This is a genomic window from Leifsonia sp. ALI-44-B, assembly GCF_001984125.1.
In the GTDB taxonomy this organism is placed as follows: Bacteria; Actinomycetota; Actinomycetes; order Actinomycetales; family Microbacteriaceae; genus Okibacterium.
This window is the reverse complement of the sequence record NZ_MTQL01000005.1, coordinates 41,804-55,472: the sequence shown is the minus strand read 5'-3', so window position 1 is coordinate 55,472 and position 13,669 is coordinate 41,804. Positions and strand designations below refer to the sequence as shown.

Annotated in this window: 15 protein-coding genes; 9 read left to right on the top strand and 6 right to left on the bottom strand. The window is 62.2% G+C overall.

Going from position 1 to position 13,669, the window contains the following annotated elements:
* Nucleotides 1-204 precede the first annotated feature (204 nt).
* Nucleotides 205-1,542 (top strand): PP2C family protein-serine/threonine phosphatase, encoded by a 1,338-nt coding sequence (locus ALI44B_RS00860; RefSeq protein ID WP_077052911.1) that lies wholly within the window; start codon nucleotides 205-207, stop codon nucleotides 1,540-1,542.
* Between the two features lie 336 nt (nucleotides 1,543-1,878).
* Here the strand turns inward: ALI44B_RS00860 and ALI44B_RS00855 are convergent, their stop codons facing one another.
* Nucleotides 1,879-3,084: a PP2C family protein-serine/threonine phosphatase gene (locus tag ALI44B_RS00855; protein ID WP_077052910.1), complete on the bottom strand. Its 1,206-nt coding sequence runs from the start codon at nucleotides 3,082-3,084 to the stop codon at nucleotides 1,879-1,881.
* Nucleotides 3,085-3,328: 244 nt separating this feature from the next.
* Between ALI44B_RS00855 and ALI44B_RS00850 the strand changes: the two genes are divergently transcribed.
* Genes ALI44B_RS00850 through ALI44B_RS00840 form a run of 3 tightly spaced genes read left to right on the top strand, consistent with a single transcriptional unit; the run spans nucleotide 3,329 to nucleotide 6,084 of the window.
* Nucleotides 3,329-5,311 (top strand): glycosyltransferase, encoded by a 1,983-nt coding sequence (locus ALI44B_RS00850; RefSeq protein WP_077052968.1) that lies wholly within the window; start codon nucleotides 3,329-3,331, stop codon nucleotides 5,309-5,311.
* A 31-nt stretch (nucleotides 5,312-5,342) separates the two neighbouring features.
* Nucleotides 5,343-5,675, top strand: a complete 333-nt coding sequence (locus ALI44B_RS00845) for an STAS domain-containing protein (protein ID WP_077052909.1) — start codon at nucleotides 5,343-5,345, stop codon at nucleotides 5,673-5,675.
* Nucleotides 5,668-6,084 (top strand): ATP-binding protein, encoded by a 417-nt coding sequence (locus tag ALI44B_RS00840; RefSeq protein ID WP_077052908.1) that lies wholly within the window; start codon nucleotides 5,668-5,670, stop codon nucleotides 6,082-6,084. The genes ALI44B_RS00845 and ALI44B_RS00840 overlap by 8 nt, the downstream gene beginning before the upstream one ends.
* A gap of 192 nt (nucleotides 6,085-6,276) precedes the next feature.
* Here the strand turns inward: ALI44B_RS00840 and ALI44B_RS00835 are convergent, their stop codons facing one another.
* Together ALI44B_RS00835 and ALI44B_RS00830 are read right to left on the bottom strand one after the other, a co-directional pair.
* Nucleotides 6,277-6,621: a hypothetical protein gene (locus ALI44B_RS00835; protein WP_077052907.1), complete on the bottom strand. Its 345-nt coding sequence runs from the start codon at nucleotides 6,619-6,621 to the stop codon at nucleotides 6,277-6,279.
* A gap of 439 nt (nucleotides 6,622-7,060) precedes the next feature.
* On the bottom strand, nucleotides 7,061-7,312 hold the full coding sequence (locus tag ALI44B_RS00830) for a hypothetical protein (protein ID WP_143458867.1): 252 nt from the start codon (nucleotides 7,310-7,312) through the stop codon (nucleotides 7,061-7,063).
* Between the two features lie 427 nt (nucleotides 7,313-7,739).
* Between ALI44B_RS00830 and ALI44B_RS00825 the strand changes: the two genes are divergently transcribed.
* The 3 genes from ALI44B_RS00825 (at nucleotide 7,740) to ALI44B_RS00815 (ending at nucleotide 11,042) form a co-directional block, all read left to right on the top strand.
* Nucleotides 7,740-9,614: an IPT/TIG domain-containing protein gene (locus ALI44B_RS00825; RefSeq protein ID WP_179100181.1), complete on the top strand. Its 1,875-nt coding sequence runs from the start codon at nucleotides 7,740-7,742 to the stop codon at nucleotides 9,612-9,614.
* 170 nt (nucleotides 9,615-9,784) lie between these two features.
* A complete protein-coding gene (locus ALI44B_RS00820; RefSeq protein ID WP_077052904.1) occupies nucleotides 9,785-10,546 on the top strand; it encodes a TetR/AcrR family transcriptional regulator in 762 nt (253 codons plus the stop codon).
* A 172-nt stretch (nucleotides 10,547-10,718) separates the two neighbouring features.
* Complete coding sequence (locus tag ALI44B_RS00815; protein ID WP_077052903.1) at nucleotides 10,719-11,042, top strand: DUF7882 family protein; 324 nt, start codon at nucleotides 10,719-10,721, stop codon at nucleotides 11,040-11,042.
* A gap of 260 nt (nucleotides 11,043-11,302) precedes the next feature.
* Here ALI44B_RS00815 and ALI44B_RS00810 read toward each other — a convergent pair whose 3' ends face one another.
* From ALI44B_RS00810 to ALI44B_RS00800, 3 genes are all read right to left on the bottom strand, one after another.
* A complete protein-coding gene (locus tag ALI44B_RS00810; protein WP_077052902.1) occupies nucleotides 11,303-11,599 on the bottom strand; it encodes a hypothetical protein in 297 nt (98 codons plus the stop codon).
* 111 nt (nucleotides 11,600-11,710) lie between these two features.
* Nucleotides 11,711-12,010, bottom strand: a complete 300-nt coding sequence (locus ALI44B_RS00805) for a DUF7882 family protein (protein ID WP_077052901.1) — start codon at nucleotides 12,008-12,010, stop codon at nucleotides 11,711-11,713.
* A 174-nt stretch (nucleotides 12,011-12,184) separates the two neighbouring features.
* Complete coding sequence (locus ALI44B_RS00800) at nucleotides 12,185-12,469, bottom strand: hypothetical protein (protein ID WP_077052900.1); 285 nt, start codon at nucleotides 12,467-12,469, stop codon at nucleotides 12,185-12,187.
* A gap of 577 nt (nucleotides 12,470-13,046) precedes the next feature.
* On the opposite strand from ALI44B_RS00800, the gene ALI44B_RS00795 reads away from it, so the two are divergent.
* Both ALI44B_RS00795 and ALI44B_RS00790 read left to right on the top strand, forming a co-directional pair.
* On the top strand, nucleotides 13,047-13,358 hold the full coding sequence (locus tag ALI44B_RS00795) for a DUF7882 family protein (protein ID WP_077052899.1): 312 nt from the start codon (nucleotides 13,047-13,049) through the stop codon (nucleotides 13,356-13,358).
* Nucleotides 13,355-13,651, top strand: coding sequence for a hypothetical protein (locus ALI44B_RS00790; RefSeq protein WP_077052898.1), 297 nt, complete (start codon nucleotides 13,355-13,357; stop codon nucleotides 13,649-13,651). Before ALI44B_RS00795 ends, ALI44B_RS00790 begins: the two co-directional genes overlap by 4 nt.
* Nucleotides 13,652-13,669: the final 18 nt, after the last annotated feature.

Here is a 13,669-nt window from a genome sequence, read left to right as displayed (position 1 = left end):
AGTGAGACGCTATGTACGAGAACCATCTACTGGCGACCTAGCTGCTGCGCGGCTCCTCGGCGGAAGTAAGTTCAACCCAGCGTTTGCTAACCGCTTCCTTCACTCATTACTTAGCGGCGGTTTTTGCTAGGGGGTAGGCCCCACTGCACGTTGCCCCTATCGTCAGTACGAACGACCGGATCAGATTTTGTAAAGGATTTCCTAATGATGACGCTGAGTACGTACCTTCAGCGTTACTCAGTTACGCCCCTTGTGAAGCAGGCGCCACTGACTGTCCTGGTGGCCCTGGCAGCGGTTCTCTCGCTCACGGTTCCGCAACTCGTCGTATCAAGCGAACCAGGACTTTACCTTGCTGTGGAGTTGATTGTCGCTGCGACCGTTTGTGCATGGGTCATGACAGCGAAAGGCTTAGCGCTTTCACCCTGGGTGAACATTGTGCCGGCGCTCGATTTCCTGGCGCTCGGTATTTTGCGCTGGTCGACCGGGTCGGCGGCGTCCATCTTCACCGCCCTAGTTGTTTTGCCGGTCGTGTGGCTAGCAGCTCAAGAAGGACGACGATTTGTGGCATTCGCCGCGCTCGGGACCGCGCTTGTCATACTTACTCCATTTATCGTCGGCATCGGTGATGGCGACAGGGTCATCGAGCTTCTCCGTTTGGTCATCGTCGTTCTCGTTTATGCGTCGCTAGCCGCAGTCGTCAACGAGCTGAGCCGCCAGTTCGGTATACAACTCCGGTTGACGCAAGCCCGCGAAAAGGTCATACAGATGGAATTGAACCGGGCCGCGGAGGTGCAGCGGTCTCTACTCCCACAAGCCCTTTCGAACGTATCTGGTTACTCCTTCGCCGGAACGTGCCTGCCAGCAGCCACCGTCGGAGGTGACTTCTTCGATTGGTATAGGACCGACGACGGGGTGGCGATCACTCTCGGCGATGTCATGGGAAAGGGCGTGGGCGCCGGCCTCATCGCTGCGGCGGTACGTGCGGTTTTACGCAGTTCGCGGATTGACCCCGACCCGAGCGCCGCTTTAGTGCGTGCTTCCGAAGGACTGAGCACCGATTTCAGCGACGGCAGCGCCGGTACCGGAACCGCCTTCACAACCCTGTTCCATGCCCGTCTCAGTGGCAACGTGCTGCGGTGGGCGGACGCGGGACATGGGTTGACAGTCGTATTGCGAGACAACGGGTCCGTGGAACGCTTGTCCACAACCAACTTGCCAGTGGGCATCGGCATTGAAGACACCTGGCTAACGAAAGAAACGCACCTCGAATCCGGGGACCTGATCGTTGTGTTCAGCGACGGCGTTCTCGACCTCTTCGGCGGGGGCCTCGATACCTTCGACCACATCGTTCAGCTAGCTCAGAAAGACCTTCGACCGTCCGCAATCGTGACTGCCCTATCGGAGCTGGCCCGCTCAACAGAGCATGAAGACGATGTCACAGTCGTCGCGATTCGTCGGTCACCTGTATGGGCGACCCAGGAGACACGTGCTGACGTCACCCCAGTCGCCTTCGGCGGAGAAAGCTTCAGCACGCCTCAATAGCCGGCACCCAGCCGAACGGGTCCAGCGTCCGAGGACCACCGTATCGGGAATACGCGGCCCGAATTGCCAAGCTGGAAAGTAATCGTGGGCAGGAAAAGCTGCTCGTCTCTAGGTGCGTCGCCCAAATCTATTGCACGGCTTTACTGAGGCATAGCTAACCGCCCACAGCGGCGTCAACGTGTGAGCCGTTCAGGTTGGCGGACACAAAGGAGGAGGCCGGGCAGACTCTGCCAGGCCTCCCTTTACCACCCAGTTTGGGGATGAGTGGTAAACGGAATCCTAGGCCCGATCGTCGCTGGTTGACAGAGACAAATGGAAGGTCTGCTCAAGGGCGTATCAGCCGCCGATCGAGGGCCGACTGACGACGAGGACCGTGATGTCGTCGGTGGGCGGATTTTCGTTGGCACGACGCTGAACGCGGGTGAAGAAATCTGTGACGTCGGAACTGGCGCGCAACTCCTGGGCAAGGTCGTCCAAACCCACCAGAGTGCCGTCGAAGATGTCGAGCACCCCATCCGAGACCGAGAGCAGCGCCTCGCCGGCGGCCAGGCCGACGACTCGCTCGTTCCAGCCCTCGCCCGGTTCTTGGAGCCCGAACGGCAGGTCGTTCGAGTACAGGCGCGTGAGCGTGCCGTCTCGACCGACGTGCAGCGTCAGGCCGTGACCGGCGTCAACGAAGCGCACAGTGTCGGTATCGGCGTCCATGACCGCGTGGAAGACCGTGGCGAACGTTTCGGCCGACGAGAGACTGTCGTGCGCCACATCCTGTGCCGTCGCCAACGTCGCCCTGGGCGACGGATCGACCCTGCCGAGAGTGGACGCGATGAGGGCCCCAAACGCTCCGGCGCTCTCCCCTTTGCCCATGACATCCCCGAGGCTCGCGTTGACCAGCGTGTCCGCGGTGGCGTGCGTGTGGAAGTCACCGCTCGTGTCACCCCAGGGCAAATCGAGCACGTCGATCACGAGCCCGCCGATGCGCGCGCTCTCGACACTGGGGCGGCCGTGGGTGCCGGGTCGCGCCGAGCTCTCTAGCTGCTCCAACCTTCCCGACCGCTCGGCGCTGCCACGGATGGTCTGCTGCGCCCACTCGCCGAACGCTTGCAGCCGGTGCTCGTCCTCCGGAGCGAGGGTGCGTGGGGCGGTGTCGAGCAGGCAGAGCGTGGCGACCGCCGTCTCGTCCTCGAGTGACAGTGGGATGCCCGCATAGAACCGGATGCCGTTCTCAACCACGGCCGAGCGATCGCGGAAGCGTTCATCGTCGGCCGTGTTCGGGACGATCAGCGGGCGCGCCTGCCGAACCGTGACCTCGCAGAAGGCCGCGCCGAAGGGCGTCACCCACCGGTCGCCCCCAGGCTGCCCCGAGATGGTCTCGATAGTGGAGTCGTCGACAAGATTCACGAGTGCAAGGGGCACGTCGAAAAGATCGCGGGCGGCCCGCGTGATCTTGTCATAACGCTCGCTCCCGTCGGAGCCCGTCAGCCCCGTGGCAGCAACACCGGCCGCCCGGCGCCTCTCCGTTGCTTCATCGATCTGATCGCTCACTACCATCCCCGTTCAGCGGTCGTGTCGGCCCTTCTCGGACGAGACTTTAGCACCGAGCCTCGGCCTAAAACGAGGGGCACCGAAGCGGGCGAAGCCGTGCTAATTTCACCGGAACGGAGTTTCCCAACCATTGGGGACGGTCAGAAACGACGAGCGACACGACGGGCGATGACAGATGACGTCTACGGGCAACGACGCCGACGAGGAGGCACGCCGCCAGCATCGTCGACGTGAGGATCGGCACATGCTGGTTCTTCGCATCGTGGCGCTGGCGACCGTCCTCCTCGGCGTCAATTACGTGGCGTGGCGCTGGCTCGAGTCGATCAACTGGGACGCGTGGTGGATCGCCGTCCCCCTGGTCGTCGCGGAAACCTACAGCCTGATCGATGTGGCACTGTTCGCGTTGACGATGTGGCGCGCACGTGAACGCCCGGCTCCCCCGCCCCCTCCCAAGGGCGTCACGGCGGATGTCTTCATCGCCACCTACAACGAACCGGTCGAGCTCGTGTCGGTGACGGCTCGAGCGGCTCGGGACATCCGCTACCCGCATCAAACGTACATCCTCGATGACGGCGATCGCCCGGCCATGCGGGCGGCGGCCGCCGAACTGGGGGTCGGTTACATCACGCGGGGCCGTGAATGGAAGGACCGCCCACGGCACGCGAAGGCCGGCAACATCAACAACGCGCTCATGCAGACCACGGGCGAGTTCCTGCTCATCCTCGACGCGGACATGATCCCGCGACCCGAGATTCTCGACCATACTCTGAGCTATTTCCATGACGAGAAGGTCGCTCTCGTGCAGACGCCGCAGGTGTTCAGCAACGTCGCGACGGGCGACCCGTTGGGCAGCCAGGCGCCCTTGTTTTACGGGCCCATCCAAGAGGGCAAGGATGGCTGGAATGCGGCGTTCTTCTGCGGCTCGAACGCCGTGTTGCGACGCGAGGCCCTCATGCAGTTGGGCATCGCGGGCTATGTTCGAGAAACCGACCGGGCCGTCGCGGCGACCCTGCGGGACGCCACCCGCGTCGTGCGCCGCGCCCGTCGTCGCCTCGGCACAGGCTCCGCCCGGGGCTCGGCGCACGGTGTCGCCGCCTCGACCCTGGCGGCGGCCCTTGACGAGACGGCTGCCGCGCTTGACGAGGCCCGCCGGCAACTGGGCAACGCCGAACCCCTTGGCGAGGTGACGTACACGCTGCAGCGACGGGTGCGGGCCGCATCCGCAGGTCTTGTGAGCGACGATCTGCGCAACATCCGCGCCGACCTCGCCGAGATCGACCGCCTAGCGGGCATCGAACCGCAGGCTTTCGACCCAAGCGACGGCGAAGATGCCCTGGCAGCCTTGTCCTCGCGCGAGCTGTCACCGCTCAACGCCCTCGAAGCGGTGCAACTCGCCCTGCAGGCGGTCGACGTCGACCGCGGCGACGAGGCGCAGGCGGTCATGCCTCTCGCCACGATCTCGGTCACCGAGGACATGGCGACGTCGATGCGGTTGCACGCCCTGGGGTGGAAGAGCGTGTTCCACAAGGAATTGCTGGCCGACGGTCTCGCGCCCGAGGATCTAGCCACGGCGCTGACGCAGCGTTTGCGCTGGGCCCAGGGCACCATGCAGGTATTCCTGCGCGAGAACCCACTGTTCAGCCGCGGGATGCGCTTCACCCAGCGCTTGATGTACTTCTCCACCATGTGGAGCTACCTGGTGGGCTTCGCCACCATCGTCTACCTCGCCGCCCCTGTCGTCTTCCTCGTCTTCGGGGTGCTGCCGGTGAAGAGCTGGGCCCCCGAATTTTTCTGGCACTTCCTGCCGTTCTTCATCGTCAACCAGATCCTGTTCTTGGTAGCGGCGCGCGGGTTGCCGACGTGGCGCGGGCAGCAGTACAGCCTGGCCCTCTTTCCCGTATGGATCCGCGCCTGCGTCACGGCGTTCAATAACGTGGTGCTGAAGCTTCCACTGGACTTCGCCGTCACGCCCAAGACCAAGCAAGCCGTGGGCAAGCGGCCGTGGGGCAAGATCCGCTGGCAACTCATCGCGGCAGCCATCCTGCTGGTGTCGGTGATCATCGGCCTCGTGCGCGTCTTCGTGCTGGGCGACGAAGTGATTGGAACAGTGGTCAACGTCGTGTGGGTCGCCTACGATTTCGTCTGCATGAGCGTTCTCGTCACGGCGGTGCGATTCCAGGGATACCAGGAGGCGCCGGAGGAGACCGCGGCCGCCGCGGACCGCTGACTGACACCCATTCGACCGACGAAGGAGAAACATGGACTTCAGCACAGAGAACGTCGACACCGATATCGCAGTCGTGCGCGGCGACGGTCGACTCAACATGGTCTCGGCGCCGCAATTGCGCGAAACAGTGCTTGCGGCGCTCGACGCAGGGCGCCGACGCATCGTGGTCGACCTCTCGAACACGTCGTTCATGGATTCGTCTGGCCTCGGGGCCCTCATCGGCTGTTTGAAGAGCGCGCGCCAGGCCGACGGTGACCTGCGCATCGCCGCCCCCAACGAGCAGCTGCGGATGGTGCTGAAATTGTCGAACGTTGACCGTGTGTTGCGTAGTTACGACTCGGCCGATGAGGCCTACCGTGACTGAACTCGTGCGCGAGCTCACCTCGCCTCCCGACACGGTAGATGAGGTGCACGGACTGCTCGACGCGCTCTGGGTCGCCGAACCCACGGTTACAGACGACGATCGGATGCGGTTCGAGACCGCACTCATCGAACTCGCAACCAATGTGGTGCAACACGCTGACGCGGGCGACGGTGTGGCCTGGGTCGTGACCGTGACCTGCCAGCCCACGCTTCTCTCGGCCCGCCTCACCGACACTGCCGCGCGCGCCTCGATCGATGCGGATGCCGAACGCCAGATGCCGCACGCCCTGGCCGAAGAGGGTCGCGGGCTCGCGTTCGTGCGGTTGCTCGTCGATACCGCCACCTTCGAGAACACCAGCACGGGCAACGAGTGGCGCATCACCAAACGGCGCGGCGACGACCAGGCATAGCGCGGTCTCCCGCCCAGGCTTCTGGCAGGTGACCCGATCAAGCAGCGGCGCGACATCCCGCAACACAGCAGATACATACATGGGTGCGCGTAGTCATGAGACGAACTGCGGCGGAAGCACAGGCGACCCGCACCAGCAGAGCAACAGGAGACGATAACGGCCAAACTCTTCTGCTCGCGAGCTTTCCGAGGCTCAGATAGCTTCGCCTTCTTCGAAATGGGCGATGCTTTTGCGTTCGAGAAACTCACAAAGAGCAGCAGCTGCGGACAACTCGGCGGCAAGCCCGTGCAGTTCAATGGAGGTGAGCTCAAAGGGCTCTGCGCGCGGTTCGAAGCGGATAAGCCACTGCTGGTCGCCCACGGACGCCGGTTCCATGACAATCTCTGTGCTGACGTTGACGAGGGGCACGATGACGAGACCCGTGTCTGCGCCGTCCTCGCCGTCTTGGATGAGGACATGTATGAGCTCGCCGTCCTTGCGGACCGATCGAAACTCAGTCAGCCAACGCTCGAGGGTCTCCTTACTTCGGAACGGCATCGAGCCCTCTTCGCACTAACGACAGCTATGGTGACCGTCTCGCAACTACGCGCCCGCCGATCGAGCACTCAATGCGACTATTTTACGTTCGGTAGCCATACTCAGTCCGTTGCTGGCCCGGATGTGTCGCGGATGGTCCAGAACGGACCGTGACGCGCTTCGCTCGTTAGCGATCGAACGCTCGTACTCTTTCGGCGACTCCCCGTGCTCCCCCACGCGATACTTCCTGTGGTCTTACGGCAGGAGTTGTCGATGTTGAGGACAGTATCAGCTGAACGCCGCCAACTGTCCTCGCCATCGCCTGTGTGGCCGGAGAGCGGGCGCCCGCTAAGGCGGTTCCAAGAATCCCAGCGGGACGCTCGAGCGTTAAGTGGTTGTGCGCTGGCCCATTAGGCCAGCGCACAACCCGAACCCCTATCTGGGATCGGACTTCAGATCATTACCGAGGTCCGACGGCCTTACCAATACGGAAGTCCTTGGCGTACACGCCGCCGTTGACGTTGAAAACGAAATAGCAGTCGCGGGTCTGGATCAGGCCTTTCGGCGGTTTGTAGTTCCAGCAGTCCCAGAGACTGCCGATGTAGACAGTCTTATATTGGGCCGCCTGGGCAGCGCCACCCGTGGCGAGCGTCATCCCCGCGGCAAGGCTGACGGCCAAAGCAGCGGCACCGATTCTCTTCTTTATGGTCATGGTTCCCCCTTCGTTGAGAAGGATGATAGCGAACACCGACCTCGGTGCAACAGGTCAGCTTTTCTATCGGAGTTCCCACGCCCATTCGTCTTCAGACGGCTGGGTTTGGGAACAGACAGGTTACGGGATACCGAGAAAGTTCATCCTGTCACGCCGCCCTCGGCCCCCTCCCTAGTGCGATGCACGATATTTCGGATCTCGAAGAATAGGCCATCAACGGATCAGTCCCTAGGTGCCCATCCCACATGGGATATTCACCCTCACCGGATGATTTTTCCCCCACAAATTCTGTGTAGGGGCTTCTCAAGAGTGTCTATTGCCACGTATGTTGTGCGCACTAGAGCTCAACGAGGAGTTCTAAGTGACAGTGGGGCGGGTTTGTATGTTTGCTCGATCTAAATCACGTGTCGGAGCCGGATTCTTCGTTGTGGGGGTGATCGCTGGCTCGAGCCTTCTCGCCGCGACTCCCGCGAACGCGGCCCCGAGTGATGCCTCCGCGGTAGGCGCCTCGGCGACGGTCGCACTCGACCTTCCAATCATCGGCTTCAACGCCGACGCAGCGGTAGGCAATGTTGCAGTTGCAGCACCCGGCACCGCCGGATTCGACGAGGACGGCATCACACTGCTCGACGCCGCCCTTGCAGACATCACCCTCGGTGCTGTCACAACGAGCGCGACAAGCTCAGCGGCAGGATCCGAAGGGTCCGCCCAAATCGCAGACGCGGATGTTTCTCTGTTCGGTCTCGACATCCTCACTCTGGACGCCGCCACCGCTACCGCAACGTGCCCGACCGGCGGCACACCGACGGCTGTTGCCGACGTTGCCGGCCTCACGCTTCTGGGCGGCGTGGCCACCGTTGATGCCGGCGATCCGGTCGACGCGACTGTTGCTCTGGGAGTCGACTTCGGTGGCGCAGGCGGTGTCGACCTCACGGGCGTGGATCTCACGGTCACGGTTGACCAGGTAGAAACGGTGACTGCTGGTGGGGCCACGGCCATCGCATTGGTTGCCGTTGTCACTCTCGATGGCACCGCGGGCGTGAATGTGTTCGACGACGAAGCCGTCGCGACCGTCACGCTTGCTAGCGCGACATGTGAGACGCCCGCAGTGGTGGCCGTCACCGCGGCAGCGATCACCCCGAACGTTGGGCCGACGGCAGGCGGTCAGACCGTCACAATCACGGGCACCGGCTTCACGCCGGCGACTACCGTCACCATCGGCGGCGCCCCTGCGACCGGTGTCGTTGTCAACGCCGAAGGCACCTCGCTCATGGCAGTCACGCCCGCAGGCACTGAGGGCGTGACGACCGCGGTTATCGCGAACCCGGGCAGCTCCGCCACACTCCCCTACACCTATGTCGAACCTGACGTGGCGAGCATCTCGCCAACGTCTGGGCCGGAATACGGCGGCACCACCGTGACGATCACGGGTGCAGGACTTGGAACAACTACCGGCGTTGAATTCGGTGGCGAGCCGGCTGTCATCCAATCGGTCAGCCCCGACGGAACATCGGTTGTCGTAACGTCCCCGGCCAGCGAAGGTTCAGTCGAAGTGACATTGACCCTGGCCGGTGGATCCACACTGACCGCTGACGAAGACTTCGTCTACGTCGCACCGATCGTGTCCGACGTGTCCCCGAGTTCTGGCCCGACGGCCGGCGGCACCACCGTCACCATCGTCGGTGAAGGCCTCGGCGGCACCACCGGTGTTCTCTTCGGCGACACCCCGGGCACCATCGTCGGCACCCCCACCGACACGCAGGTCGTCGTCACCTCCCCCGCCGGCACCGTCGGCGCGGTCGACGTCACGGTGCAGCTGCCGGGTGGCGTGATCGTCGTACCGGATGGCTTCACCTACGTTGCCGTGCCCGTCATTGACAGTGTCACCCCGGGCTCTGGTTCTACAGCGGGCGGCACCGTCGTAGTCGTGGTCGGCAGCGGATTCGTTCCTGGAGGCACCACCGTCACGGTGTGCGGCGTCGTCATCCCGGCAACACAGGTGACCGTGAACGCGGCCGGCACACAGCTGCAGTTCTCCACACCCGCTTGTGACGCCGGCACGGTCCCACTCGTTGTCACCACCGCGGGCGGCGCATCCGGCCCGGCTGACTTCCGTTACGCGCAGGCTGTTGCACCGGTGGTCGGTGGCAACGGTGCTGGTAACGGCTCGGGCAGCGGCTTCAACGGGCCACTCGCTAACACCGGCGGCGACACCGCACCCCTCATCGGGTGGGCAGTGACCTTGCTACTTGCCGGCCTCATCGCTGCCGCAACGCAGATCGTCCGACGCCGCGCCGCGTAACAGCATCTCAATAAAGAAAGGGGTACCGTCCACTTAAGTGGTCGGCGCCCCTTTCTTTGATTACCGCCGACGAGAGCGGTCTCATGAGCATCAAGCCGCGGTTATTGGTCCGCGTCCTGGCAAACAGGCCTATTTCCCCCGTTTCGGCGTTTCGAGGCGCACACTGAAGGATGCTCCTTTCCTCGAACGCTGTCCACGAACGCATCATTCATGCCGCGACTCCCCTGTTCACGCAGCGAGGCATCCGCCAAGTCACCAAAGAAGAAGTGCAACGTGTCGCAGGAATCACGGGACGCGAGTTCGACAAAGAATTCTCCTCGCGAGACGACCTCGCGACCGAGGTGCTCGAGCGACGAGAGCACACTTGGAACACCGGAATCGTTGAAGCCGGAGCGAGGGCCGGAGCAACAACCCCCGAGGGGCGGTTGCTTGCGATCTTCGATGTTCTTGACGAGTGGTTCCACCGCGACGACTACGAAGCGCTCAGCCGGGTCGACACGTTCCTTCATATGGGTAGCGACCACCCGATGGGGCTTGCGAACGTGGGTTACCTCAAAGAAATGCGTCACCTCGCCGCCCGCTTAGCGATGGAAGCGCGCCTGGATGACCCGGCCGAATTCGCGTTGTCATGGCACGTCCTCGTCACCGGTTCCATCATCAACGCAATCGAAGGGGATGACCGGGCCGCCTCTCGAGCGAAAGAGATGGGTCTCGCCCTGATTGCCAAACACCGTCCGCCCCGCATCGCCAACCCGTTCACCGCTGAGGACCTCCTAGATATTGCTAGGACGAGCGAGGTAGCCAGCGACCTGGAATATGGCGAAGATCTCCCCCAGCCCAGCGGCCCCGGTGAAGAGTCCTGGTTCATGTTCGATGAATGGGATCAATGGGCAGAAACAACACCAGAAGCCCCCAACGGTGGCCGCCGTTAGATTCTCGTGAGGCGATGCGAACGGCATCCGTCTGCGATGCTGAGGTACCGCTCTCCTCCCCGTGCGCGACACTGAGTACGGGAACAGCCTGCGATGCACGACCAGGACCTCGACGGCGCATCACCACGCCGGCCCTTGGGGGCCTGTCAGCACACGAGAGACAGGCCATCCCATGGGGACACTCAACTACGCAAAAACCACGGTCGATTTCGATGACCGGGTTCTAGCGCACCTCAAAGTCGTCATCGTTTCGAAACTGCGGCGCGGCGAGCCCCTGCAGCTGAGCTGGAAAGAGCCCGGCGAAACCGGCCACGGACGCAGCTCCATTTGGTTGCACCCCACGATTCCACTGACCTTCAAATTTAACGGCAGCCGTCCCCCCTCGCTGAACCCGGACTGGTTGGCCGTGCTCATGGCTAGTGCGAACTCCAATCAGGGTCTTCATGTTTCCTCTGAACCCGAGGGGCCGATTGCGCCGGCTCGGCGCCCGCGATGAATTCGGGGGCTCGATAAGGCACCGTTCGCTGAATGAATATGGGCCGTGTCTCTGCGTCGGTTCCAACGAATTGAACCGGGTATGTGGACGCCGAACCGGGCTTTGAGTTTGCGGCGGAGTATCACGAATGCTTCATTTGGCAACCCGTGCCTGGTGATTTGGCGGCGCACATCGGGCGGCGTACGGTGGCCTAGTTGTCCCCCGAATGACAACGAGGCCCCGCCCCCTTCTTGAGGCGGGGCCTTCATTATGCGTGGACGCTAGTAGTCCAATTCGCAATCGGTCCAGGTTTTTGAGGCACCTGTCTCCAGGTCAGCCAGAGCCGAAGCTTCTTCGTCGGATAACGGTGGAGTGTCCTCGACGGGCTCTTCCCGGATGACAACGTTCGTTGCGGGAGTGACGAGGACATCGAAGTTGGTGTTGTGCGGTCCGGGTATCGCAACGAAGTCGCCACCTGATCGGGCGGCACGCCGGAAGCTTTCTTTCATTGCCGCTTGATCAATGTCGCCCGGCAGGACGATGCGAACCCGGTTGATCTCCAGGGTTGTGCGCTGCATAGCTCTCCTCTCGATTCGTCGATCGTACGGAGCATCTGCCGACACGTGTAACCGATTGACTCGAGAAAGGGGCCTGGCTAGAGCGGCGCAGGAGGCCAAATGAGCACTCTGCTAGGCAAGCGGTTCAGAGGTGACGCGGAGCCCTGTTGGGGAGTTGGCTGATGCGGCAAGGCTGTCCAACCAGGCGCGGTTGATGATCGGTGGGCGCCCACCATGGAACTTGTAGACCAGGGACACGGATGGGTGGATCCAGATAGTGGTGCGGCCGTCTCCGATAGCGTCGTCGTCCTTCCACGCGAAGGAGAATGACTCTCCGCGGCGGAGTTTTGAGGTGATGACGATTTGGAGGTGTTCGAGCGTCCGGTCATCGAAGTCGATGACGAGTGACCCGCTGTAGGTCAGCTTGCCCATAAAGGTTGTGTCCCTACGTTGTTGATTGGTAACGATCCTCGACTATCTGTGGGATAGCAAGGTAAAACCGGCATTCACAGGTTCACTGTGCCGCCCCACCGTTAAAGGCAGAGGTGCCGCGTGATCCTTTTGGATCAGGCGGCACCTCGTAAGCGACGAGAACGTCGGCTGTGATTAGTCGTTGTGGTTCTCGTGTCCGCGCGTTCCGGCCTTGGCGATGCCGCGGCTCAGAATGTATGCGGCGGTGACGATGGCGACGTACTGCCACGCGTGGTCTGCTCCGAAGCCCTGTCCGTCGTCACCGTTATCGGTGACGGCTGCGGCGATGAGGATGCCGGCGGAGATGATGAGCCAGATGTAGAACTCAGTGGTCTTGAAGGCCGCTTTGGTTTCAGTGGCGACGCGGTGAGCAACGTTGGTGTTGTTGTTTCGCGGCGCGTTTTGGTGAGTGTTGGACATGAGTTATGTCTCCTTGAATGATGGGCGGAAAGTGTTTCCACCTCGAAGCAGTCGAGCGTCACACGCCGGTGTTATTCCGGGGCGCTGGAACTAAAGGCTTCGTGTTTCGAACTCTAAGCGCGGGTGTGAACTTCCGGGGAGGGGATATCCAAACATCGTGACCTCGTGCTAGTCGCGAGGCCTCCGCTTTTTCGTTGTACTCAAGAGCCCGGAGCGTGCCTCTCTTCTCTGCATCCTTGGTTGACCGTCGCTTGTTTCCTCGAGGAATCCGCACGGAGATCCTGCAACCTCGAGCCCGGCGGACAGCGTGCGGAGATTCGCAGTTGTTAGGGAGAAATAATCTTCTCGAGCAGCGAAGCGGATGACCCATTGCGTTTCGCCGCTGCCTGTCGGTTCGATGTCGATCTGAGCGATCGCATGGGACATACGGGACGACAAGCAGACGTGTATCTGCGCCGCCGTGTCCGTCCTGAACGATGACCCCAGTAAGGGCCTCATATAGCCGTTACCCAGCGTTGGGGTTTGCGTTTGCATTCGATGTGAAGGATCGTTTGCACTAACCAACAAAGGAACACTTATGGGGAAACTCACCTACGACGGCACGCTTGTCGTCGACTTCGACGACCGCGTTCTCGCCCACCTGCAGATCGTGATCTCCGCGAAACTTCGCCGAGGAGAGTCGTTCACCTTCTCCTGGCGAGACGACGCATCGATCGGCGACGGGCGCACCACAATTTGGCTGCACCCCGCCGTGTCCCTCGTCTTCAAATTCCTCGGCGGCCGGCAACCCGAAATCAACCGCACCTGGCTAGCTGAGCTCTCCAATGTTGCTAACTCAGCAACGGGGCTCACCCTGATACCTGAACCAACAGGAGAGTCGAAACGATGAAAAGAGTCGAAATCGACTATCTCGGGAAGTCGTACACGCTCCCGAACACCACCGCAGCGCACGTTCGAACGGAAATAGAAAACGGCCTCTCCAAAAACAAGCCGTTCTGGTTACGCGCGAACTTCGGCGAAGGCAAGCCTCAACCCGTGGATCTCCTCATCACCCCAGGAATCGGCATCACCGTCGCTGATATCAACGTCGACGAGACCACCGGCGATATCAACGCCGGCCCCGGCACCCTCGACGGAGCAAGCCACACGCTCTCCGAGCAGGACCACGAAGATTCACAATAGACCGAACCGGCCATAATC